Below are 21159 nucleotides of genomic sequence, written 5' to 3'. Positions count from 1 at the left end.
TGGGTTTGGGAACGGTATTAAACCTGTTTACCAGAAAACGTAGGCGTTGTCTGAATCTGACACTACGGTGGAAGGTCGACCGTATCTCCGATTTCGGTGATTTCGACGCGGCGAGGGTACTCAAAGCGCCTGGCGTGGTGGACGAGCGCGGTCGGGTCGGCGGTCAACCCTTTCCACATGTCCCAGTGTGTCGGGACGAGTCGGTCGACCTGGAGTTCGGTCGCGGCCTCGATGACCATGTTCTCGTCGCTGTACCACTTCGTCCGTTTTGGCTCGCGGGTCTCCTTGTCGGGAATCATCCCGACCGACCCCAACGCGAGGACTGCTAGGTCTACATCGTACTGCTCGCCAATCGACGCGAACCCGCCGGGACGGGCGTCACCGCCGTGGACGAACGTCCCCGACTCGTGTTCGATGACGTAGGCTACCTCTCCGTCGGCGTCGGGGTCGTGTGCCGACTCGACGTGAATCTCGAGGTCGCCGACGGTGAACGACTCGCCCTCGGTCACCTCGGTCAACTGGTCGGGCGCTACGTCCCAGTTGTCGGTCCAGTTCTGCTCGTCGGCGACCTCGAGGCTGGGAGCAGAACCGTAGAACTCGGCGCCGGTCTGTGCGAGTATCGGTGCCTGACTCGGCCCGTGGACGTGGTCCGAGTGTTCGTGCGTTGCGAGTACCGCATCGGCTGTTGTCACGTCCCGTGGGTCGAACGGGACCGGAATCATCCGGACCGTCCGTGGCGGGTCACCCGTCCCGAGGTACGGGTCGATGTACACTGTCGTACCGCCGGAACTTTTGAGTACGAACCCGTTACACCCGAGATACCAGAGGCGAACCCCCTCGGGGTCGGCCGTCTCGACTGCCTGTGGGAGCCAGTCGCCCCAGTCGCTGTGGACCTCGTCCATACGGTATCGTGCCCCTGACCAGGGAGTAAGCGTTTCGGACAGCAACGACGAAAATATACCCGTTCCTACCAATTACGGAACAACCTGAGTCACCGGACGGGGCCATTGAATACAAAATCTTTTCAAAAGTCCGATCCATAGACTCTAGTTACTACTGGGTGACCACGTGTGCCAGAAATGGAAACTGCGGCTTTCGAGACTGACCTCAGTCTGTTCAAGTACGACAATCTAGAACAACTGCCGCCGGCCTACCGCGACCTCGACGAAGACCAGCGCGAGCGACGCATCGAGGCGGCGCTCGACGAGTTGGGTGACGACGTTCTCATCCTCGGCCACAACTACCAGCGCCGGGAAATCGTCGAACACGCGGACTTCGTCGGCGACTCATACCAGCTGAGCAAGGCGGCCGCCGAGGCCGACGCCGAGTACGTCATCTTCGGCGGCGTGACGTTCATGGCCGAGTCCGCCGACATCATCACCGACGACGACCAGACGGTCATCCTCCCGAGTATGGAGGCGTCGTGTCCGATGGCGGGCATGGCAGAGGCGCTCCAGGTCGACACTGCCTGGGCTGAACTCACGTCGATGACCGACGAGGACATCATCCCAATCACGTACATGAACTCGTATGCCGACCTGAAGGCGTTCTGTGCCGAACAGGGCGGCTTGGTCTGTACCTCCTCGAACGCGCATCGGGCCTTCGAGTGGGCCTTCGAGCGCGGCGACAAGGTGCTTTTCTTGCCCGACAAACATCTCGGCGAGAACACTGCCCACCGGTTGGGGATGGAAAACGAGACTGCCGAGTGGGACCCCTGGGACCCCGAGAGCGACGCCGCCGAGGCCGTCGAGAACGACATCATCCTCTGGGAAGGATACTGCCAGGTTCACGAGCGGTTCCGCGAAGACCACATCGAGCAGATTCGGGCCGATAACCCCGAGGCGAACGTGGTCGTCCACCCCGAGTGCCGTCGCGAAGTCGTCGAGGCCGCAGACGTGGTCGGAAGCACCTCGACTATCTGTGAAACCGTCGAAAACGCCGACCCCGGAGAAACCTGGGCCATCGGCACCGAGATTCACCTGACCAACCACCTCTCGCGGTGGCACCCCGAGGTGAACGTGTTGCCGCTGTGTGGGGACGCCTGCATGGACTGCAACGCCATGCGCCAGATCGACCCCAACTACATGACGTGGGTGCTCGAAGAGCTCATCGAGGGCCGCGAGCGCAACGTCATCGAGGTCGCGCCTGGTGAGAAAGAACTCGCGCAGGTCGCACTCGATAGGATGCTCGAAATATGAACGAGCGCGAGACAGACGTACTCGTCGTCGGTGCCGGTATCGCCGGTCTCGCGGCCGCCTTCGCCGCGGACCGGGCGGGAGCGGACGTGACGCTGGCGACGAAAGCCGAGCGACCGGAAGAGGCATCGACCTGGTGGGCACAGGGCGGTATCGCAGTCACCCGTGACGACCCCGACCAGTTCAAACAGGACATCATCGACGCCTCCAGCGGGACCGCCGACGAGGCCGCCGTCGACGTACTCGTTGAGGACGCCGCCGAGGCGGTGCGCGAGGTCCTCGTCGAGACGGTCGGTATCGAGTTCGATACCGAGGGCGAAGAGTTCGATTACGGCCGGGAGGCCGCCCACGAGGAGCCTCGCATACTCCACGTCAACGCCGAGACCGGCAAACACATCCACGTCCCCTTCCTTAACTACGTCGCCGACGAGACGGACGTGGAAATTCTCGAAGACACCGCCGCCTTGGAGCTGTTGCGCCACGAGGGGCAGGTCTACGGCGCACTACTCGAACAGGACGGCGACTGGGCACCGACCTTTGCCGGGTCGACTGTGCTCGCCACCGGCGGCATCGGTGCGCTGTACCCCAACTCCACGAACCCAGAGAGCGCGACCGGCGACGGCGTGGCGATGGCTGCACTCGCGGGTGCCGATGTCGCCAACATGGAGTTCGTCCAGTTCCACCCGACGGCCTGTACTACCGACGAGGGAACCTTCCTCGTCAGCGAGGCGGTCCGGGGAGAGGGCGGCCTCCTGCGTAACGCCGACGGGACGCGGTTTATGCCCGAGTACCACGAGGACGCCGAACTCGCGCCGCGGGACGTGGTCGCCCGGGCGGTCAAGTCAGAACGAGAGGAGACGGGCGAGGTCTACCTCGACGTCTCGACGTTCGATTTCGCGGGACATTTCCCGGAGCTCGCGGTCAAATGCGACGAGAACGGTATCGACTGGACGGAGGGAATCCCGGTTTCGCCGGCAGAGCACTTCCTCTGTGGCGGCGTCGACGTCGACGAGTACGGGCGGGCCAGCCTTTCGGACCTCTATGCCGTCGGGGAGTGTTCCTGCACGGGCGTCCACGGTGCGAACCGCCTGGCGAGCACCTCACTGCTCGAAGGACTCGTCTGGGGACTGCGTGCGGGTGAGGACGCCGCTGGAAGCGACATCGACCGCATCGAGCCCCCGGAGCTACTGGAGCGAGACCCCGACCTGCCGTCGAATTTTGCCCGCCAGAAGTTCGGCCGTCTTCAGCGCGTTATGAACGAGCAGGTGGGCATCGAGCGGTCCACAGACGGCCTGAAGCGCGCACAGAGCGTATTGCGCCGGCTCAAGGGAGAGGTTGACGCCTACGTTCGGACCCGAACCTCGCGGTCGCTGTACGAGCTTCGGTCGGCATCGGTGGTCGCGCTGTTGATCGCCCGTGCGGCGGCAGAAAACGAGCAGTCTGTGGGGTGTCACTACCTCACTGAGGCGAACAGCGAGGCACAGACGCCGGAGCCAGCGACTGAGCAGTAACCATGCCGGTCACGGACATACAAATCGAACGGTGGCTCCGCGAAGACTTGGGCCATCACGACGTAACCAACGAAGTGCCCGGCGAGACGACCGGCCGACTAGTCGCTAACGAATCCGGCGTCGTGGCGGGCCTGGACGCTGCGGCCGGCGTCTTCGAGTATCTCGACGTGGCTGTCGACCCCCTTGTCTCAGACGGGGACCACATCGACGCCGGCGAGACCGTGCTAACAGTCGAGGGGGCAGCGACAGACGTGCTTAGGGCCGAACGCGTCGCGGTCAATATCGCCGGCCACGCCTCGGGCATCGCAACCCGGACACGCCAGGCTGTCGATGCCGCCCGTGAGGTCTCTGATAGCGTCGAGATTGCCGGCACGCGCAAGACAACACCGGGACTCCGGGGCGTCGAGAAACGAGCCGTCGTCGCCGGCGGCGGCGACAGCCACCGGCTGGACCTCTCGCATATGGTGATGGTCAAAGACAACCACGTCGCGGAGATGGGTCTCGACGGGGCAATCGAGCACTTCGCCGAGCGCGTCTCGTTTGCGACCAAGATAGAAGTCGAGGTCGAACGGCCCGAAGACGGCGAGCGCGCGGCTGCGGCCGGAGCGGATATCGTGCTGTTCGACAACCTCTCGCCTGCGGCCGTCGAGCGCGGCGTCGCGTCGCTCCCGACGGACACCCTCGCGGAGGCGAGTGGCGGCATCACCATCGACGATGTGCCCGCCTACGCCGACACAGGTGTCGATGTCATCTCGATGGGGTCGCTGACACATTCGGCTTCGACGCTCGACTTTTCCTTTCGCACGGGCTGACCGTGTGTCGGCGGGTTACTGTCGTTCTCTGTCGATGAAAGGTGTTAAATGAATAAGAGAGGTACGGCAGGTCATGGACAGCCAACAGATTCATCGCGGTCTCGAAGGCGTCACCGTCACAGAGACGGACCTCAGCGACATCGACGGCGCAAACGGCGAGTTGTTCATCGCGGGCTTTCCCGTCGGCGAACTCGCCACGAACGCAACGTACGAGGAAACCCTGTTTTTGCTATTGAACGACCGGCTCCCGACAGAGGCGGAATACGAGTCGTTCCGGGACGAACTCGCGACGCGTCGCGGCATAACCGACGAGACGCGGGCGTTGCTCGAACGGGCTGTCACAGAGGAGGAGCCACCGATGGACGCTCTCCGGATGGGCCTCGGCGCGGCGACGCTCGGAGATGACGCGACTGCCCCCGAGCAGAAGGCAAAACGCGCCATTGCGGTCGTCCCGACGATTGTCGCGACATACTGGCGGTACCGACAGGGAGCCGAACCGGTCGACCCCGACCCCGGACTGGGTCATGCGGCGAACTATCTCTACATGCTGAACGACGACGAGCCGGACGCGGCGTCGGTCCGCGGGCTCGAAACGTATCTGAACACAGTCGTCGACCACGGACTGAACGCCTCGACGTTCACCGCGCGGGTCGTCGTCTCGACGGAGTCAGACGTGATTTCGGCGGCGACCGCGGCTGTCGGGACGCTCAAGGGTCCACTCCACGGCGGCGCACCCGGCCCGGTTCTGGACATGCTGCAGGAGGTCCACGAGAGCGGCGAACCCGAGTCCTACGTCAGAGACACACTGGAGGCCGGCGAGCGGCTGATGGGCTTTGGCCACCGCGTCTACGACGTTCGGGACCCGCGTGCGGCGGTACTCTCGACAGCCGCCGAGCAGTTCTACGACGAGGCAGGCGACTCGGCGTTTTTCGAGACAGTCACCACCTTCGAGCGCACAGCGGCCGACGTGCTCGCACAAGAACGGCCGGACCTCTCGCTCGAAACCAACGTCGAGTACTACACTGCTGCGTTGCTCAACGGCGTCGGAATTCCCCGCGACCTGTTCACAACTACCTTCGCTGCTGCACGCGTCGGCGGCTGGATGGCTCACGCCCTCGAACAGCTCGCCGACAACCGTATCATCCGGCCGCGGGGCCGATATGCCGGGACACACGACCGGACGTGGACGCCGCGAGCGGAACGGTAGTTCCAAGCGGGAAGTCCCTGACTCAGGGTGCCGACGAAGGCGGCGAGTTGGGAAGGGGAGTTCACTAATTGACGGCGCGTATCCACGGCCTGAAGGCCGTGGTATTGCGCCTGTTCGGCGTATAAGAAGCGGTCCCCGAACAGAGTGTCATACCGAGGCGCCGGAGCCGCGCCCGTTGCCGTGTTCCTGGCGGTCCGTATCAGTCACTTTTTATTCCGGCACGGATAATCCGGGGACATGAGCTTCGAGAAAGGCGATACGGTTGTACTCGAGGACCAGCACAGCGACTACGACGGCGAAGTCGGCGAAATCACACAGATTTCCGAGACGATGTTCGGCGACGAGAACTACACCGTCTCCTTCGAGGACGGCAAGGAACACGGCGTCCCTGCCGACTCGCTCGAAGTCGCCGAAGACGAGGACTGACGTAGTATGTCTTCGGTCCCGTTTCACTACATCGACCTCCGGACGTTCTGCTATGCCACGGAGGACGACCAACGGGTCGAAGACGCGCTCCGGCTGTTCCTTCCAGAGGAGTTCGAGATAACGCGTGCCGACTCGACGGGCCATCACGGCGACCGAATTCTCATTCTTTCGGCGCGTGTCGAGAACGCAGACGAGATGCGGGCTGTTCTCGAATCGCTCGAAGACCTCCCTGAGGAGGAGTTCGCGCAGGTCGAAGACGAACTCGACGAGCGCGTGACCGAGAACACGGAGTTTTTCCTGACTCTCTCAAAACAGGCGGCGTTTAACGGCGCTGTCGAGCGCGGTGACGGCATCACGTTCCGCGCGAAGGTCGAAGCCTACCCGGCGAAAAAGGAACACGCCATCGACAACGTGGCGTCGATGCTCGAGTCCCTGTGATATGTACGAGGCAGTCCACGCCCACCCGGACGGCGACAGCACGGTCGCGCGATACGCCCTGACGGCCAGCGAGTACGGGTTCGAGGGACTCGTGGTCCGCAACCACGGCTCCGAGCCGGCGTCGTACGACCCCGACGCCGTCGCCGACCAGTACGATATCGACGTGGTGACTGGCGTCGAGATTCGCGCTGACGACCCAAGTACGGCGAGCGGGTACATCGGCTCACACCGCGAGGACACCACACTGGTCGTCGTTCACGGCGGAACGCCGACGCTCAACCGGTTTGCGGTCGAACAGTCCGCTGTCGACGTGCTCGCACATCCGATGGCCGGCGACGGCGACTTCAACCACGTTCTCGCACAGGAGGCTATCGACCACGGTGTCAGAGTCGAGTTCACTCTTCGAGGCATCCTCCGGGACGCGGGCGGGACGCGCGTCCAGACACTCAGCGACCTGCGAAAGCTGCGGGAAATCGTCGAGTACTACGACGTGCCCTACGTCGTCAGCGCCGACGCCCGGTCACACCTCCAGCTTCGGGCACCGCGGGAGCTACAGGCCGTCGGCGACACCGTTGGCTTCACCCCCGAACAAATTCGTGAGGGACTCACAGAGTGGGGTCGCCTCGTCGAGCGCAACAGGCATCGACAGTCTGATAGCTTCGTCCAGCGAGGAGTCAGACGCGTCGACGACGAGTGACACCAACCGGGGGACGGCGTCGCAGTCTTCGGTCGTGCACACGGCACGCACACCCTCCCGCAAGGGGAATACTTTAGCGTCGCCGAATCCAATCCGCGACCAGATGGAACGCGGCGATGCCGACAACTTCAGCCGGATGGGGACCCTCGGTGTCGAGGAGGAGTTTTACGTCGTCGACGCGGCCGGACGGCCGACCGCCGGGAGCGACGAGCTGGTCTACGAGAGCGACCCGCCAGACCTCCTCGATGGTCGCCTGGACCACGAGCTATTCAAATGTGTCATCGAGACACAGACACCACGGCTGGAGAGCGTGAGCGAGGCCGACGAGAGCCTACGTGCGGTCCGCGAGGCGCTGGTCGACCACGCACAGCGACAGGGCTTCCAGATTGCCGGTGCGGGGCTGCACCCGCTCGCGCGGTGGCGCGAACTCGAACACGCAGAGAAGCCACGCTATCGGTCACAGCTTGAGCGCATCCAGTACACCCAACACCGGAATACAACTGCAGGACTCCACGTCCACGTCGGCGTCGACGACCCCGAAAAGGCCGTCTGGGTTGCAAACGAGATTCGGTGGCATCTCGGGCTTATGCTCGCGCTCTCGGTCAACTCGCCGTACTGGAACGGGTTCGACACCGGTCTCCAGTCAGCCCGTGCGCGCATCTTCGAGGGACTCCCGAACACCGGGGTGCCGACGACATTCGACTCCTACGCGGAGTTCGAGGCGTTCGAGACGACGATGCTCGGGACGGACTCTATCGCGGACCGCGGTGAGTTGTGGTACGACGTTCGGCCCCACACCGGCCACGGGACCGTCGAGGTTCGCGTCCCCGACGGCCAACACGACCCCGACCGCGTCGCTGCTTTCGTCGAGTACACACACGCCGCTGTCGTCGACCTGTGTGAACGGTACGAGGACGGTGAAACGGGCCGCCGCCATCGCCGGGAGCTGCTCGACGAGAACAAGTGGCGAGCCCTCAGACACGGCCACGACGCCGCGTTGCTCGACCGCAGCTTCGAGGAGGCTGTGCCACTCGAAGAACTCGTCGAACGAGAAGCCGACCGACTTGATGTCCCCTCGCTGTGGACACTGTACGAACGCGGCAGCGGCGCACAACAACAGCGCCAGATACGAGCCGAGATGGGTGTCGACGGACTCTGCGAGTCGCTACTTCTTACCGAGAAACAGTGATAAATTTCTGATGTGTTGGCTGCTGTTGGTGCCACATCCCCCGCACCCCCGCGTCTGCGGGCAGCAATGTTTCCTTTCGGAGGCTCGATATTATATCAATCGGAGGTTCCAGTTATCAATAGTGAAAACTAACGGCCGAGCGAGTGGTCAGCGGGAGTTGCTCGCCTGCATCTGCCTCTCGTGAATCCGGTCGAGTGCAGTCGCGGCGTGTGATACCAGCATCTCCAGAAGCTGTACATCTTCGCCGCCGACACTGCCGTCCTCGGTCAGCGCGACGATGACGGACGTGCCGTCGGCGTTGTCGGTCACCCTGAACGTCATCGCGGCCACGTCGTCGTGCACGACGGCGGTTGCTTGTTCCTGTTCCCGGGACGCTCGAATCAGGTCAGTGAGCGTCTCCTGCTCGAGACCGACAGTCGTGTCGTCGACGAAATGCACCTCGTCGTTGACGACGGCAAACGCGAGGTCTGTCAGGCCGAGGAAGGTCTGTATAGCTTCGAGACAGAGTGAACTCACCTCCTCGACGGACTCGCTGCGGTTGAGTGCCCGGCCGTAGTTGTTGATGTCGGCGGCCTTGTTCGCGAACAGTTCGACACGGTCGCGTTCATGTTGGAGCTCTCGCTGGCGAATGCGACTGCGGGCGTCGTATATTCCGACGAGCACGCCGGCGAGTGCTCCCACGGTGACGAGGTTGACGACGATATAAGGCGCCTGTTCGAGCGTATCTCCGGCGAGGGTTACCTGCAGGCTGAACACCAGCAACGCGGCGACAGAGCCAAACAGCGCGACGCTCCCGGCACCCCACGCGACGACGCGGGGCAACTCCTCGTCGAGGTCTGCTCGCGTGAGCAGCCACGAGCCGACGTACATCAGCGCCATACTCACGACGACGAACGGGACCGTCTCGAAGGTGAAAACGACATAGAGGTCAGTTCCCTGGAAGCCATCGAGCTGTTGTACGCCTTGGAATAGCTGGAGCACCACCAGCACGAACCCCGCCCCCATGATACCGCCAGCCGAGATGTCTTGTGCGTCCATTGACTGTCCTAGCCTCTGCCTGGCACTGTATTCAAACTATCCCCAGTGGTACCATATGCCGAGCCGGCCCGCCGCAGTCGCATCCTTGATTGGGGAGGGGAGCAAACGGACCGCTATGAAACGGACACTCGAAGAACACGCCCAGCGGTTCGACAAGCAGGCCCCGGAGTACGATTCGAGCAAAAGCGAGGAGTACAAGGCGACAGTCTCGCTCGTCGTCGGTCACGCCGACCCAGACACAGACGACGTGGTGCTCGATTTGGGGACCGGAACCGGTGCCATCGCGCTCGCGCTGGCCGAAGATGCCGACGAGGTTGTCGGCCGTGACATCAGCGAGGGGATGCTCGAGGAGGCACGAATGAAGGCCGCCGACCGCGGCCTCGATAACGTCCAGTTCGGCGAGGGACGCTTCCGCGAGCCGAACGCTCCCGAGGATGTCGATATCGTCACGTCGAACTTCGCGATGCATCACCTCTCTGATGCCGAAAAACGCGACGCTATCGCGCTGCTGTGCGACCTCGGCGCAGACACGGTGGTCCTCGGCGACGTGATGTTCTTCGGTGCACCAGACCCCGACGAGCCATTCTACTCACCCGAGGTCGATGACCCGGCGACAGTGGGTGTACTGGCTGACGCATTCACCGACGCCGGCTTCGTTCTCACCGCGGTCGAACAGGTCCACGAACAGGTCGGCGTCTTGGTCGCACAGCGTCACGAAATCGCATGAGATGAAACACCTCCCGAAACACCTCCAGCCGCGGTGGCGATATCTTGCGGTCGTCATCGAGACGTGGGCCAATGAGACAGTAACGCGCGATGGGTTCCAGCGGGCACTCTGGTACAGCGCACAGAACTTGCTCGGGGATACTGGCAGCGCAGCGCTCGACCTGTCGGTGTTGCGGTTCGAGCATGCCGACGGCGACGGGGAAGCGGTCGTCCGGGTTCGTCGCGGCGGCGTCGACCGGGCGCGGGCGGTCGTGGCCTGTCTCGACAGCGTCGAAGGGAGTCAGGTCGGGGTCCATGTGCGTGGAACCAGCGGGACCGTCCGAGCCTGTGAGGAAAAGTATATGGGTCGCGGACCGATAGAACCGAAGCAGAGACACGTCGTGTTCGAGGGAGCGGAACGGTCTGTCGTCGTCCGAAACGGGCGTATCGATATCGAGACCGAAGACGGTCCTGTGGGCGCGACGAACCTCGACACCGAGTAACTATGCAGGGTCAAAACCAACAGCAGGCGTACGACAGGGGAATCACCATCTTCTCCCCAGACGGTCGCCTCTATCAGGTCGAGTACGCGCGAGAAGCGGTCAAGCGCGGCACAGCAAGTATCGGCGTCCGAACGAACGACGGTGTCGTGCTGGCGGTGGACAAACGCATCCGCTCGCCGCTGATGGAACGCGACAGCGTTGAGAAAATCCACAAGGCCGACGACCACATCGGCATCGCGAGCGCCGGCCACGTCGCCGACGCCCGCCAGCTTATCGACTTTGCTCGCCGCCGAACCCAGATTAACGAGCTGCGCTATGGCGAGCCGATTGCCGTCGAGACGCTGACCAAGGAGGTCACCGACTACATCCAGCAGTACACCCAGGTCGGCGGTGCACGCCCGTTCGGTGTTGCACTCATCATCGCGGGCATCGCGGACGGCGAGCCAAAGCTCTACGAGACCGACCCCTCGGGTACTCCCTACGAGTGGAAGGCTCTGGCGGTTGGCTCCGACCGTGGCGACATCCGCGAGTACCTCGAAGACCACTACGACGAGGATGCCGACCTCGACGGCGGTATCGAGCTCGCGCTCGACGCACTCGCCTCTGTCAACGACGGCGAGCTTACCCCCGAAGGAATCGGCATGGCAACAATCGGCGCCGAGACCGAAACGTTCCACCAGCTCACCGAAGACGAGAAAACGGAGTATCTCGAATCGTTCGACCTGCTGGCGAGCGACGACAGCGACGACGAAGACACCGAAGAGTAACGCCGACCCGCGGCCTTTGTCTTCTCTCAGAATCGACCAGCGGATGCTGCCTCGAACTGCTTTCCGGCCCGTGGCGATTGCCGGTCAGTCACAGCCATCCGGGAGAGTCGTTCACAAACACATTTAAACAGCCCACCAAAATATCCGAACATGATTTCACTCGACGACGCAGTTACGGCGCGACTCGAATCACACGGCCAGCGGTTCGAGGTACTGGTCGACCCCGACGCAGCACTCGACATCAAGCGCGACGAGTTCGAAGAAGACCTGGAAGACGTTATCGCGGCCGAGGACGTCTTCGAGGATGCCTCAAGCGGCGACCGACCACCCGAGAACGCGCTCGAAGAGGTGTTCGACACGACCGAGCCACTCGATATTATCCCGGAAGTCATCAAAGAAGGCGAGATACAGATAACGGCCGAGCAGCGCCGCGAGATGCAAGAACAAAAGCGCAAAGCCCTCATCAACCAGATTGCACGCAACGCTGTCAACCCGCAGATGGACAACGCACCCCATCCGCCAGAGCGCATCGAGTCGGCACTGGAGGAGACAGACTTCCGGGTCGACCCGATGGAGCGGGTCGAGAACCAGGTCGACGAGGCGCTCGACAAACTGCGGCCGGTCATCCCGATTCGCTTCGAGACGGTCACCGTTGCCACCCAGCTACCGCCCGAGTACGCCGGCAGCGGGCAGGCACAAGTTAGAGAGTTCGGCGAACTCGAAGACGAGGAGTGGCAGGCCGACGGCTCGTGGGTCGGCGTCATCGAGTTCCCGGCCGGCCTGCAAAACGAGTTCTACGACCTCGTCAACGAGGTCTCCAGCGGCGAGGCCGAGACACAGATTATCGAGGATAAAGACGACATCAAGACCCGATGACGGGTGCGGTCGTGCTGGTGTCGGGCGGGATGGACAGCGCGACCACCGTCTACGAGGCCATCGACCGCGGCTACGAGCCGCATTTCCTGCACACCTCCTACGGCCAGGAGACCGCCGACAGCGAGTTCGACTGCGCGAAGTCGCTGGCCGACGAAGTCGACGCTCCCGAGTTCATCCACGTCGAGACCGACCACCTCGCGACCCTGGGGGCCTCGAGTCTCACCGACGACGAGGTGGCAGTCCAAGACGCCGACCGCGACAGCGACGAGGTGCCAGACTCGTATGTCCCATTTCGGAACGCGAACCTGCTCTCGATGGCCGTCTCGGCCGCCGAGGCTCGCGGCTGTGCGGCCGTCTTTATCGGCGCACACTCGGAGGACTTCTCGGGCTATCCGGACTGCCGACCGGCCTTCTTCGAGGCGTTTCAGTCGGCCGTCGACAGGGGGACCAAACCCGAGACAACGGTCGAGATTGTCGCGCCCTTCGCCGACGATTCGAAGACGGATATCGCCAGACGCGGGCTGGACCTCGGCGTTCCATTTGAGCAGACCTGGTGCTGTTACCGGAGTGAGAAACCTGCCTGTGGCACCTGCGAGGCCTGTGCGTACCGACTGGAGGCGTTCCAGCGCCTCGGCGAGCGCGACCCGATTGCCTACGAGACGCGCCCGTCGTACGCAGACGGCGACGAAACGCACTTCTGACACGGTTGCATACCAACGGCAATGAGTGCTGGCGACGGACAGAGCGCCGAGGACACTTCCGAGGACACGGAGCCACGGGACGACCAACCGGAGACACCGGCGGTGACTCCACAGTCACAGGAACTCAGACAACAGCAGTACGCCGTCGGCGTCGGCGCAGCGGCCCTCACAGGCGTTGCACTCGCTGTTGGCAGCCTCCAGCAGTTTCCCGGCCTTCCGGAGCCGGTCGCCTTTGGTGCTGGCATCGTCGGTGCTGGCGTCGTCTACTGGCTCGTCAAACACAGCCTCTTCCCGACTGACGAGGAACTTGCCGGCGAGTGAGGGTATCATCTCGGTGGAAAGGACGTTGTTTTATTTCCGAGCGCGTTAGGCGGTGGTATGACCACGTTTTCCGAGGTTGCGCCGGCGACGCTTCCGGTTCGGCTGGTCGACGGTGGCGTCGTCGTCGAGTACCTCGACGACCGGGAAGTGTTCTATCACGGTGTCCCCGACCCCGAGCCGACGCCACACACGACGGCACCCGGAAAGGATACCCACGTCCTCGTGACCGACGAGTCCGAGACCAGCGGCGTGTTGTTCTACGTCGACGAGCGGACGACGGAGGGAGACATCCTCGAAACGTCCGGCGTCGGTCGCGTGATTCTCGACAAGGGAGAGACACGGACGCTGTTCGCCGGCGTCGAGGCGACGCGAAACGACCTGCGGTACGAAATCGACGTCGACGAGGAATTCGTCGACGGCCGCGTGTTCGTCTTCGAGGAAGACCAGTTCGCAGAGTACGCCTACGAACTGACGGCCGACCCCTGACGCTAGCTCCCGTCGAGTTCACGCTGCCACTCTTTGAGCTGTTGGACGGCTTCGATTGGTGGCGTCTCGGTCACGTCGAGTTCCCGAACGGCATCGAGGACCTGCTTTTCGGTTTCGCTGACGGTTGGCTCCGCGGGCTCGTCATGGGTGTTGGCTTCGTGTCGGCCGTCGTCGCCCTCCTGACGGAACTGGCCCGATTCCAGGTCGAACACCGTCTGGACCGGTTCGGTGTCTCCGCCTCTGGCTTCGATGGCTTTCTCATCTCGGAGTTTCGCGAGTACCTCCCGCGAGCGGTCGACGACCGGCTCAGGCACCCCAGCGAGGTCCGCGACGTGGACGCCGTAACTCCGGTCGGTCGGACCGTCCCTGACGGTCCGAAGGAACGTCACGTCCTCTGAGTCACCACTTGGCTCGCCGTCGACTGCGACGTGGACGTTTTCGACGCGGCTGAGATGCTCCGAGAGAGAGGTTAGTTCGTGGTAATGCGTCGCAAACAGTGTTTTCGCCCGAACAGTGTTGTGGAGGTATTCGGTCGCCGCCCAGGCGATAGAGATACCGTCGTATGTTGCGGTGCCACGGCCCACCTCGTCGAGGATGACCAGCGAGTCTTCGGTCGCGGAGTGGAGAATGTTCGACAGCTCTTGCATCTCGACCATGAACGTCGAGCGCCCCTGTGCGAGCTCGTCGAGCGCCCCGACTCGGGTGTAGATGCCGTCGACCAGCCCGATTTCGGCGCGCCGGGCCGGCACGAAGCTCCCGACCTGTGCCAGCAAAGTGATGAGGGCGGCCTGGCGCATGTAGGTCGATTTCCCGCTCATATTGGGTCCGGTGACGACGAGAAAGCGACGGTCGTCGTCCATCCGTACGTCGTTGGGGACGAACTCGGTCGTCTGTTCGACTACGGGATGGCGACCGCTCTCGATGTCGAGTCTGTTGTCGTCGTACAGTTCGGGCCGACTCCAGTGGTTCCGGACGGCGTGTGTCGCCAGGCTGGTGAACACGTCGACCTCCGCGAGCGCACGACCGACAGCCTGGAGTGTCTCGGCGCGCCGGGCGACGCGGTCGCGCAACTCCTCGAACAGGTCGCGTTCGAGGCCGTGGCGCTGTTCCTCCAGCCGGAGAATCTCTCGCTCGCGCTCGTTGAGTTCTGGAATGGTGAACCGCTCGCTGTTTTTGAGGGACTTTATCTGCTCGTACTCGGGGGGGACGTTCTCGACTTCGCTGTTCCCCACCTGGATGTAGTAGCCGTCTGTCTTGTTGCGGTCGACCGAGAGATGCGTGATGTCGTGTTTGCGCTTCTCACGGTCGGGAAGTGTCTCTATCCAAGATAGTGCCTCCTCGTGGCGTGTGACGATGTCGTCGAGTTCATCGTCGTACCCCTCGCTGATGATACCGCCCTGCGTGATAGTCCCGGGCGGGTCCTCGACGATAGCGGCGTCGAGTTCCTCGGCGAGCGCCCGGGCAGCCTCGCGGTCTGGCCGCGAGAGCGCCTCCGGGAGCGCGGAGTCGGCGAGTCGATCGGTCTCCTCGACGACAGCGACCAGTTCCGGCAACAATGCCAGCGTCTCGGCGGCGGCACGCACGTCCCTGGCGTTCGCACTGCCAGAGGCCGCCCGCGAGGCCAGCCGCTCTAGGTCGTACGCGCCGTCGAGTATCTCCTGTATCTGCTCACGGGCCATCGCCGCTTCAGCAAGTGCCGCGACGGCAGATTGCCGGTGTCGCAACTCACCACGGGACTGCCGGGGCCGACGCAGCCACTCCGCGAGCAAGCGCCGGCCTGCGCTCGTCACGGTGTGGTCGATGGTATCGAGCAAGCTCCCGTCTCGGTCACCCTGCATCGTCTCTGTCAGTTCGAGATTACGCTGTGTCGTCGCGTCGAGTTCGACGTGGTCGCCAGCGCCGTGTGCCTGCAATCGGGTCACCGACGCCAGCACGCCCGCGCCGCTGTCCTCGACGTAGGACAGGACTGCGCCGGCGGCCTGGACTCCGAGTTCGTCGTCGACGACGCCGACGCTGTCGAGTGTCTCCTCGCCGAAGTGGTCACGGACGCGGTGGCGTGCCCGGCCGGGGGCAAACGCGTCGGTCGCATGGAGCGTGAGCGTCGCGTCTGTCCGCTCGCGGAGGTCTGCGAGCAGGCCGTCGTCGGTGCGAAGCGTCGGACCGGGCAGGAGTTCGACCGGGTCAAACCGGTACAGTTCCGTCAGAAGTTCGTCGGTTGCGCCGTCACCCTCACACTGTGTCACGTGAAACTGGCCGGTCGTCACGTCGGCGAAGGCGACGCCGTAGTCCTCGTCGTCAGTGACGATTGCACCGAGATACTGCGCGTCGGCATCGCTCGTCTCGATGAGTGTTCCGGGCGTCACGACGCGCGTAATCTCGCGGGCATGGCCGTCGTCTGTCTCGTACTGGTCTGCGACGGCGACGCGATACCCGCGCTCGACGAGTGCAGTCAGATACGGCGTGAGGTCGTCGACCGGAACGCCAGCCATCGGGTACGAGGACCCGTGTGAGGACTTCTGTGAGACTTTCAAGTCCAACTCAGAAGCGACGGTCTCGGCATCCTCGTCGAAGAACTCGTAGAAGTCACCGCACTGCATCGCCAGCAGGTCGGCGTCTGTCTCGCGCTTCAAATCGAAAAACTCGCCGACGATGCCACCGGCTGTAGTCATGTCCCACCCTGTGTGCGTCTCCGATTAAAACGTCACGGGTCGGTGCTCCGGGCGGCGGCCCTCTGGCACAGGCTATCGCCTGTGCATCGGTGATACACAGCCCCACCGCTGGTTTAGAGATGCCGGTCTAACTGAGACCAATGACTGAGAAACGGACTCGGCGACGCGTTCTGCTGGCCGCGGGTGCAACCGCCGCGCTGGCCGGCTGTATCGGTGGCGGCAGCGACGGCAGCGATAGCGACGGTGCAGACACGAACGGCGGTGACGGGAGTGACACGCCAGCAGAGTGGCAGTCAGTGACGCTGACCGACGCGACGACAGACGAGGAGTTCTCGATTGCGGAAGTCGACCAGCCCGTCGTCTTACACACGTTCGCGACGTGGTGTTCGACCTGTCGACGACAGCAGGGCTCGCTCGCCGACGCCTACGACAGAAACGGCGACGAGGTGACGTTCGTCGATGTCACTATCGATGAGAACGACGACCCCGACGACCTGCGGAGTCACGCCGAGGAGAACGGCTTCGGCTGGCGGTTTGCCGTCGCCCCCGCAGAGATGACTCGCGGCCTCGTCGACCAGTTCGGCCAGCGGGTCGCCGTTGCGCCGCAGTCGCCGGTCATCCTGATCTGTCCCGACGGCTCGACGACCGAACTCGACAAGGGCGTCTCGGCGAGCGAAATCGAGTCCGCGCTGGACGAGAACTGTCGATGACGCTCTCGGGACTGGTCGAACACTTCGCGCTCGGTGTCGCGACGCCGCTGACTGCCGCCTGTGTGATTCCGCTCTATCCGGCCTTTATCGCGTATCTCGCCAGCACCGGCGACGAGGGGAATCGCTCTGTTGCCGTCCTCGGATTGCTCGTGGTAGCTGGTGTCCTCACCTTCATGGCTGCCGTCGGCGTCGTCTTCACCTTCGTGTTGGCGGAGTCTGTCAACACGGTTGTCGAGGATGTCTCTCCGCTCGCGTTCGGCCTGCTCGCGTTGGTCGGGGCCGTGTTGGTGGTCGACCCGAAGCGATTCTCACGACTGCCCGTCATCGACCCGCCCCAATCCCGGTATCCGACCGCCTCGGCGTTCAGCTACGGGTTCTTTTTCGGTGCAATCGTCATCCCCTGCAATCCGGCGACGATTGCGCTGTTTTTCGCCCGGACGCCGGTCCTGTACGACACACACGCCGAGAGCATGCTCGGATTTCTCTCCTTTGGCCTGGGCATCGGCGCGCCGCTGTTGGCCTTTGCGCTGCTTTCACAGCCGTTCAGCCAGCAGGTGACGACGACACTCGCCCGGTACAGCAGTCAGGTGAACCGCGCGACTGGTGCGGTCTTACTGGCTGTTTCAGGCTACTATCTCTGGGCCGTCTTCGAAGTGGTGCCAGGTGCCGGCTGATACTCACTGCAGGATGTCACCGACTCGTCTGGGTTCACCCGAGAGCGAGGGGTCTTCCTCGATAATCTGGAGTACCTCGTGGTCGGTCACGTCGGGGTACTCTTTCTGGATGGCGTCCTCGATGAGCGCTTTCTCCAGTCGGAAGTCCGTCCCCTGATAGACAACGTCGACGCCGTCCTCGTCGAACGAGAGAGCAGTCATATCCCTGTGTTAGCCAACTGTAAATAAAAGTCTGTAGATGAGCAGTCACGGGCAACTTTTTGGGGCGTTGCGGTCGAGTAGTCGGCCATGGAGTACACGACACTCGGCGGGACGGGCATGGAAGTCAGCCGCATCTGCCTGGGCTGTATGAGCTTTGGCACCTCAGAGTGGCGCGACTGGGTGCTCGACCCGGAGGAGAGCTATCCCATCATCGAACGGGCACTCGACCTCGGCATCAACTTCTTCGATACCGCCAACATGTACTCGAACGGCGAGTCAGAGCGGGTGCTCGGGGAGGCACTTGCGGGTCACCGCGAGAAAGCCGTCGTCGCGACGAAATGCTACTTCCAGATGGACGACGACAATCTACACTCCGGTGGACTCTCCCGGAAAGCAATCGAGCAGGAACTCGACGCGAGCCTCGACAGGCTCGACATGGAGACCGTCGACCTCTATCAGACCCACCGATGGGACGAGCAGACGCCAATCGAGGAGACGCTGCGCGCGCTCGACGACGCCGTCCGTCGGGGACAGGCCCGCTCTGTCGGGACGAGTTCGATGTGGGCACACCAGTTTGCTGTGGCACTGCACACGAGCGACCAGTTCGACCTGGAGCGATTCGCGACGATGCAAAATCACTACAACCTCCTCTATCGGGAGGAAGAACGCGAGATGCTCCCGCTGTGTCAGAAGGAGACAGTTGGCGTCATCCCCTGGAGCCCGCTCGCTCGCGGGTATCTGACGCGGCCACACGAGGCGTTCGACGCGACGACGCGCGGACAGTCAGATTCCTACGCCAGAGAACACCCCTACTTCGAGGGGAACGGCCGCGAAGTCAACGAGCGCGTCCAGGAACTCGCCGACGAGAAAGACGCGACGATGGCACAGATTGCGCTGTCGTGGCTGCTGCACAAGGAGTGGGTCGACGCGCCAATCGTCGGGACGACCAGCATCGAACACCTCGAAGAGGCCGTCGCCGCGCTCGACATCTCGCTGTCGGACAGCGACATCGAGTGGCTTGAGGCTCCGTATGAGCCCGTCCCGGTGAGTGGCCACGAGTGAACCGGTCGCTCGGTTGATAGTCTGTTGTCCGAGACGGCAGAGTAAAGTGCGCAACTCCCAAACCATCTCGGCATGTTCGAGCGCTGGCACCGACCCGGGATAGAGACCGACAGGGAGTATCTGCTGCGGTTTGGCGCGCTGCCGGCCCTCGCAACGATAGTCGCGATGGCAGTCTGTTTCGGCGCCGTCGCAGGTGTGTTGTTCGTTCGGGACGGGCTCATCGTCGACAGTGTCGTGACACAGGTCATCGCACTCGTCGTGATGTACGTCGTCCCGCTGTTTGTCGTTGGTCTCTGGACTGGCGTCAGGGACGGGCTGGCTGCCGCGCCGGCACTCGCTGCCAGCACAACGCCGATTGTCGTCTTCGTTCTCGCACTGGCTGCCTTCGGTGGGCCGGTGCTCACAGCAGTCGAGAGCCCACTGTTGGTCGTCGGTGCGGTTGTTTTCTGGAGTCTCGTCTGTGGAGTTGGTAACGTCGTCGGCGCGACAGTCCTCGGGCCGCGACTGCGCGGGTAAGGTCAGTTCGCCGGGACAATCCGCCGGACGAGTCCACTCCCTCGCTCGAAGTTCGTCGTCAGCACGTAGACCTCGCCGTCGGGGTCACGGGCAAACGAGAGGACATTGCTGTTCAGCCGGCCGCTGTCGGTCCCCTCGACGACGAGTTCCTGTACGGGATACGGCTTGCTGCCGTCGTGGCTGGGGTCGACTGCAAACAGTGGAGCCGGCTGCATGTAGTCGCCGAAGACGTACTGTCCCTGTAGCTCCGAGATACGCCCGCCGCGGTAGACGTAGCCGCCGGTGACCGCCCGCGAGCCCGACCGCTGGTACTCGACAATTGGGTCGCGTATCTCGCCTTTTGCGTGTTTCGGCGTCGCACACGCCTTGACCGGCGAGACGCGGTTGGTCAGTGCCTGCCAGGTCTTTGGGTTGAAGACGTTGAGCGGGTTGTCGGCTATCGAATGCCCAATCGAGGTCGATGGGGCACACGAGGACCCCTCTTTGATGGGCCAGCCGTGGTTTGCCCCTTTCTCGGCGAGATACACTGACTCACGCGTGTGTTCGCCGACATCGCCGACGAACAGTCGACCCTCGTCGATGGATATTTTATACGGGTTGCGAAAGCCCCAGGCGTAGTACTCGTCACGGCCTTTCTCGCCGACAAGCGGATTGTCCTCGGGGATAGCATACTCTTTGTCTCCCTCTGTGTTGTCCACGTCCAGACGGAGAATCCCTCCAAGCAGATTGTCGGTGATGTTCTGTGCGGCCTGTCCCTGGTCGTACCACCAGGATTTCCCCTCTTCGAAGCTCGTCCGCTGGCCGTCGCCAAAGGCGGCATAGAGGTAGCCGTCTGGGCCGAACGTGAGTGCGCCTGCGTTGTGCATCGGCCCGGGTTCAGGCACTTCGAGTATTCGGCGCTCGGAGCCCTCGACGACGCCGGTCAGCTCCTCGTTGGCCCGAAACTCGGAGACGACGCCAATATGCGAGTACTCGTCGGCCGACATCGAGTCGGGGAGCTGACCGCTGTATCGGAGGAACAACCGCCGGTTCTCCGCGAACTCGGGGTGGAGCGCGATACCGACGAGGCCGCGCTCGCCCTCGATTTCGGCCATCCGGTCGCTCACGTCGACGAACGGTTTCTCCGCGAGCCCGGAATCTGTGTGGCGGAGAACTTGCCCGGTGCGCTCGACAACCAGCCGATTGTCGTCGGGGAGAAATACCATTCCCGTCGGGAACGTCACGCCCGTGACGACGTCTTCGAGGGCGACCGTCGGCCCCTTCTTCCGGGCGCTGTCTGTGCCGGTCCCGAGCGTACACCCAGCCAGCCCTGCCATGCCCGCGCCTGCGCCGAGGCTGAGAAACTGCCGTCGCTTCATGTATCGGACCCTTCCATCAAGCCGATACTCGGGACAGAAGCCCAAATAACGTTTCGACACTCCATTGACTCTCGTGTTCGGCGAATCCGTGCGTTTA

At 63.2% G+C, this 21159-nt stretch carries 24 protein-coding genes; 19 read left to right on the top strand and 5 right to left on the bottom strand.

Annotated features, from left to right (window positions below):
* Positions 1-62: 62 nt before the first annotated feature.
* On the bottom strand, positions 63-902 hold the full coding sequence (locus tag BLR34_RS04500; RefSeq protein WP_092699870.1) for an MBL fold metallo-hydrolase: 840 nt from the start codon (positions 900-902) through the stop codon (positions 63-65).
* Between the two features lie 177 nt (positions 903-1079).
* Here BLR34_RS04500 and nadA point away from each other — a divergent pair, with 177 nt between their 5' ends.
* The 8 genes from nadA (at position 1080) to BLR34_RS04460 (ending at position 8475) form a co-directional block, all read left to right on the top strand.
* Complete coding sequence (nadA, locus tag BLR34_RS04495) at positions 1080-2198, top strand: quinolinate synthase NadA (RefSeq protein WP_176765239.1); 1119 nt, start codon at positions 1080-1082, stop codon at positions 2196-2198.
* A complete protein-coding gene (locus tag BLR34_RS04490) occupies positions 2195-3706 on the top strand; it encodes an L-aspartate oxidase (protein WP_092699866.1) in 1512 nt (503 codons plus the stop codon). Before nadA ends, BLR34_RS04490 begins: the two co-directional genes overlap by 4 nt.
* Before the next feature lie 2 nt (positions 3707-3708).
* Positions 3709-4518, top strand: coding sequence for a carboxylating nicotinate-nucleotide diphosphorylase (gene nadC, locus BLR34_RS04485; protein ID WP_092699864.1), 810 nt, complete (start codon positions 3709-3711; stop codon positions 4516-4518).
* Between the two features lie 73 nt (positions 4519-4591).
* Positions 4592-5725: a citrate/2-methylcitrate synthase gene (locus BLR34_RS04480; RefSeq protein ID WP_092699862.1), complete on the top strand. Its 1134-nt coding sequence runs from the start codon at positions 4592-4594 to the stop codon at positions 5723-5725.
* A 237-nt stretch (positions 5726-5962) separates the two neighbouring features.
* The gene (locus BLR34_RS04475) at positions 5963-6151 is read left to right on the top strand and encodes a DUF1918 domain-containing protein (RefSeq protein ID WP_092699860.1); all 189 of its coding nucleotides are present in this window, start codon (positions 5963-5965) and stop codon (positions 6149-6151) included.
* A 6-nt stretch (positions 6152-6157) separates the two neighbouring features.
* Positions 6158-6589 (top strand): RNA-binding protein, encoded by a 432-nt coding sequence (locus tag BLR34_RS04470; protein WP_092699858.1) that lies wholly within the window; start codon positions 6158-6160, stop codon positions 6587-6589.
* Between the two features lies 1 nt (position 6590).
* A complete protein-coding gene (locus tag BLR34_RS04465) occupies positions 6591-7286 on the top strand; it encodes an RNase P subunit p30 family protein (RefSeq protein WP_092699856.1) in 696 nt (231 codons plus the stop codon).
* A 103-nt stretch (positions 7287-7389) separates the two neighbouring features.
* A complete protein-coding gene (locus BLR34_RS04460; protein ID WP_092699854.1) occupies positions 7390-8475 on the top strand; it encodes a glutamate--cysteine ligase in 1086 nt (361 codons plus the stop codon).
* Between the two features lie 147 nt (positions 8476-8622).
* On the opposite strand, the gene BLR34_RS04455 is transcribed toward BLR34_RS04460, so the two are convergent.
* Positions 8623-9513, bottom strand: a complete 891-nt coding sequence (locus tag BLR34_RS04455) for a hypothetical protein (protein WP_092699852.1) — start codon at positions 9511-9513, stop codon at positions 8623-8625.
* Positions 9514-9628: 115 nt separating this feature from the next.
* Here BLR34_RS04455 and BLR34_RS04450 point away from each other — a divergent pair, with 115 nt between their 5' ends.
* The 7 genes from BLR34_RS04450 (at position 9629) to BLR34_RS04420 (ending at position 13872) form a co-directional block, all read left to right on the top strand.
* The gene (locus BLR34_RS04450) at positions 9629-10240 is read left to right on the top strand and encodes a class I SAM-dependent methyltransferase (protein WP_092699850.1); all 612 of its coding nucleotides are present in this window, start codon (positions 9629-9631) and stop codon (positions 10238-10240) included.
* 1 nt (position 10241) lies between these two features.
* Positions 10242-10721 carry an Rpp14/Pop5 family protein gene (locus BLR34_RS04445; RefSeq protein ID WP_092699848.1) on the top strand — a complete coding sequence of 160 codons (480 nt, stop codon included), beginning with the start codon at positions 10242-10244 and terminating at the stop codon, positions 10719-10721.
* Between the two features lie 2 nt (positions 10722-10723).
* On the top strand, positions 10724-11488 hold the full coding sequence (gene psmA, locus BLR34_RS04440; RefSeq protein WP_092699846.1) for an archaeal proteasome endopeptidase complex subunit alpha: 765 nt from the start codon (positions 10724-10726) through the stop codon (positions 11486-11488).
* Between the two features lie 150 nt (positions 11489-11638).
* Positions 11639-12364: a ribosome assembly factor SBDS gene (locus BLR34_RS04435; protein WP_092699844.1), complete on the top strand. Its 726-nt coding sequence runs from the start codon at positions 11639-11641 to the stop codon at positions 12362-12364.
* On the top strand, positions 12361-13065 hold the full coding sequence (gene queC / locus BLR34_RS04430; RefSeq protein WP_092699842.1) for a 7-cyano-7-deazaguanine synthase QueC: 705 nt from the start codon (positions 12361-12363) through the stop codon (positions 13063-13065). Before BLR34_RS04435 ends, queC begins: the two co-directional genes overlap by 4 nt.
* Before the next feature lie 21 nt (positions 13066-13086).
* Positions 13087-13386: a hypothetical protein gene (locus BLR34_RS04425; protein WP_092699840.1), complete on the top strand. Its 300-nt coding sequence runs from the start codon at positions 13087-13089 to the stop codon at positions 13384-13386.
* A gap of 57 nt (positions 13387-13443) precedes the next feature.
* The gene (locus tag BLR34_RS04420) at positions 13444-13872 is read left to right on the top strand and encodes a DUF5796 family protein (protein WP_092699838.1); all 429 of its coding nucleotides are present in this window, start codon (positions 13444-13446) and stop codon (positions 13870-13872) included.
* Between the two features lie 2 nt (positions 13873-13874).
* Here BLR34_RS04420 and mutS read toward each other — a convergent pair whose 3' ends face one another.
* The gene (gene mutS, locus BLR34_RS04415) at positions 13875-16541 is read right to left on the bottom strand and encodes a DNA mismatch repair protein MutS (protein WP_092699836.1); all 2667 of its coding nucleotides are present in this window, start codon (positions 16539-16541) and stop codon (positions 13875-13877) included.
* 140 nt (positions 16542-16681) lie between these two features.
* Between mutS and BLR34_RS04410 the strand changes: the two genes are divergently transcribed.
* Entirely contained in the window at positions 16682-17251 is a 570-nt protein-coding gene (locus BLR34_RS04410; RefSeq protein ID WP_092699834.1) for a TlpA family protein disulfide reductase, read from the top strand.
* Complete coding sequence (locus BLR34_RS04405) at positions 17248-17925, top strand: cytochrome c biogenesis CcdA family protein (protein WP_176765236.1); 678 nt, start codon at positions 17248-17250, stop codon at positions 17923-17925. Before BLR34_RS04410 ends, BLR34_RS04405 begins: the two co-directional genes overlap by 4 nt.
* A gap of 3 nt (positions 17926-17928) precedes the next feature.
* Here the strand turns inward: BLR34_RS04405 and BLR34_RS04400 are convergent, their stop codons facing one another.
* A complete protein-coding gene (locus BLR34_RS04400) occupies positions 17929-18126 on the bottom strand; it encodes a DUF5800 family protein (RefSeq protein ID WP_092699830.1) in 198 nt (65 codons plus the stop codon).
* 87 nt (positions 18127-18213) lie between these two features.
* On the opposite strand from BLR34_RS04400, the gene BLR34_RS04395 reads away from it, so the two are divergent.
* Positions 18214-19188: an aldo/keto reductase gene (locus BLR34_RS04395; protein WP_092699828.1), complete on the top strand. Its 975-nt coding sequence runs from the start codon at positions 18214-18216 to the stop codon at positions 19186-19188.
* A gap of 72 nt (positions 19189-19260) precedes the next feature.
* Positions 19261-19704: a hypothetical protein gene (locus BLR34_RS04390; RefSeq protein WP_092699826.1), complete on the top strand. Its 444-nt coding sequence runs from the start codon at positions 19261-19263 to the stop codon at positions 19702-19704.
* A 2-nt stretch (positions 19705-19706) separates the two neighbouring features.
* On the opposite strand, the gene BLR34_RS04385 is transcribed toward BLR34_RS04390, so the two are convergent.
* Positions 19707-21062 (bottom strand): PQQ-dependent sugar dehydrogenase, encoded by a 1356-nt coding sequence (locus BLR34_RS04385; protein WP_092699999.1) that lies wholly within the window; start codon positions 21060-21062, stop codon positions 19707-19709.
* Positions 21063-21159: the final 97 nt, after the last annotated feature.

This window comes from Halovenus aranensis, assembly GCF_900100385.1.
Lineage (GTDB): Archaea > Halobacteriota > Halobacteria > Halobacteriales > Haloarculaceae > Halovenus > Halovenus aranensis.
Note: the sequence above shows the minus strand (reverse complement) of the source record. Positions and strands in the feature narration are given on the sequence as shown.

What these genes read in the sequence shown, in the direction of transcription:
- BLR34_RS04500 (WP_092699870.1), bottom strand. Translation starts at nt 902, where the DNA reads ATGGACGAGGTCCACAGCGACTGGGGCGACTGGCTCCCACAGGCAGTC.
- nadA (WP_176765239.1), top strand. Translation starts at nt 1,080, where the DNA reads ATGGAAACTGCGGCTTTCGAGACTGACCTCAGTCTGTTCAAGTACGAC.
- BLR34_RS04490 (WP_092699866.1), top strand. Translation starts at nt 2,195, where the DNA reads ATGAACGAGCGCGAGACAGACGTACTCGTCGTCGGTGCCGGTATCGCC.
- nadC (WP_092699864.1), top strand. Translation starts at nt 3,709, where the DNA reads ATGCCGGTCACGGACATACAAATCGAACGGTGGCTCCGCGAAGACTTG.
- BLR34_RS04480 (WP_092699862.1), top strand. Translation starts at nt 4,592, where the DNA reads ATGGACAGCCAACAGATTCATCGCGGTCTCGAAGGCGTCACCGTCACA.
- BLR34_RS04475 (WP_092699860.1), top strand. Translation starts at nt 5,963, where the DNA reads ATGAGCTTCGAGAAAGGCGATACGGTTGTACTCGAGGACCAGCACAGC.
- BLR34_RS04470 (WP_092699858.1), top strand. Translation starts at nt 6,158, where the DNA reads ATGTCTTCGGTCCCGTTTCACTACATCGACCTCCGGACGTTCTGCTAT.
- BLR34_RS04465 (WP_092699856.1), top strand. Translation starts at nt 6,591, where the DNA reads ATGTACGAGGCAGTCCACGCCCACCCGGACGGCGACAGCACGGTCGCG.
- BLR34_RS04460 (WP_092699854.1), top strand. Translation starts at nt 7,390, where the DNA reads ATGGAACGCGGCGATGCCGACAACTTCAGCCGGATGGGGACCCTCGGT.
- BLR34_RS04455 (WP_092699852.1), bottom strand. Translation starts at nt 9,513, where the DNA reads ATGGACGCACAAGACATCTCGGCTGGCGGTATCATGGGGGCGGGGTTC.
- BLR34_RS04450 (WP_092699850.1), top strand. Translation starts at nt 9,629, where the DNA reads ATGAAACGGACACTCGAAGAACACGCCCAGCGGTTCGACAAGCAGGCC.
- BLR34_RS04445 (WP_092699848.1), top strand. Translation starts at nt 10,242, where the DNA reads ATGAAACACCTCCCGAAACACCTCCAGCCGCGGTGGCGATATCTTGCG.
- psmA (WP_092699846.1), top strand. Translation starts at nt 10,724, where the DNA reads ATGCAGGGTCAAAACCAACAGCAGGCGTACGACAGGGGAATCACCATC.
- BLR34_RS04435 (WP_092699844.1), top strand. Translation starts at nt 11,639, where the DNA reads ATGATTTCACTCGACGACGCAGTTACGGCGCGACTCGAATCACACGGC.
- queC (WP_092699842.1), top strand. Translation starts at nt 12,361, where the DNA reads ATGACGGGTGCGGTCGTGCTGGTGTCGGGCGGGATGGACAGCGCGACC.
- BLR34_RS04425 (WP_092699840.1), top strand. Translation starts at nt 13,087, where the DNA reads ATGAGTGCTGGCGACGGACAGAGCGCCGAGGACACTTCCGAGGACACG.
- BLR34_RS04420 (WP_092699838.1), top strand. Translation starts at nt 13,444, where the DNA reads ATGACCACGTTTTCCGAGGTTGCGCCGGCGACGCTTCCGGTTCGGCTG.
- mutS (WP_092699836.1), bottom strand. Translation starts at nt 16,541, where the DNA reads ATGACTACAGCCGGTGGCATCGTCGGCGAGTTTTTCGATTTGAAGCGC.
- BLR34_RS04410 (WP_092699834.1), top strand. Translation starts at nt 16,682, where the DNA reads ATGACTGAGAAACGGACTCGGCGACGCGTTCTGCTGGCCGCGGGTGCA.
- BLR34_RS04405 (WP_176765236.1), top strand. Translation starts at nt 17,248, where the DNA reads ATGACGCTCTCGGGACTGGTCGAACACTTCGCGCTCGGTGTCGCGACG.
- BLR34_RS04400 (WP_092699830.1), bottom strand. Translation starts at nt 18,126, where the DNA reads ATGACTGCTCTCTCGTTCGACGAGGACGGCGTCGACGTTGTCTATCAG.
- BLR34_RS04395 (WP_092699828.1), top strand. Translation starts at nt 18,214, where the DNA reads ATGGAGTACACGACACTCGGCGGGACGGGCATGGAAGTCAGCCGCATC.
- BLR34_RS04390 (WP_092699826.1), top strand. Translation starts at nt 19,261, where the DNA reads ATGTTCGAGCGCTGGCACCGACCCGGGATAGAGACCGACAGGGAGTAT.
- BLR34_RS04385 (WP_092699999.1), bottom strand. Translation starts at nt 21,062, where the DNA reads ATGAAGCGACGGCAGTTTCTCAGCCTCGGCGCAGGCGCGGGCATGGCA.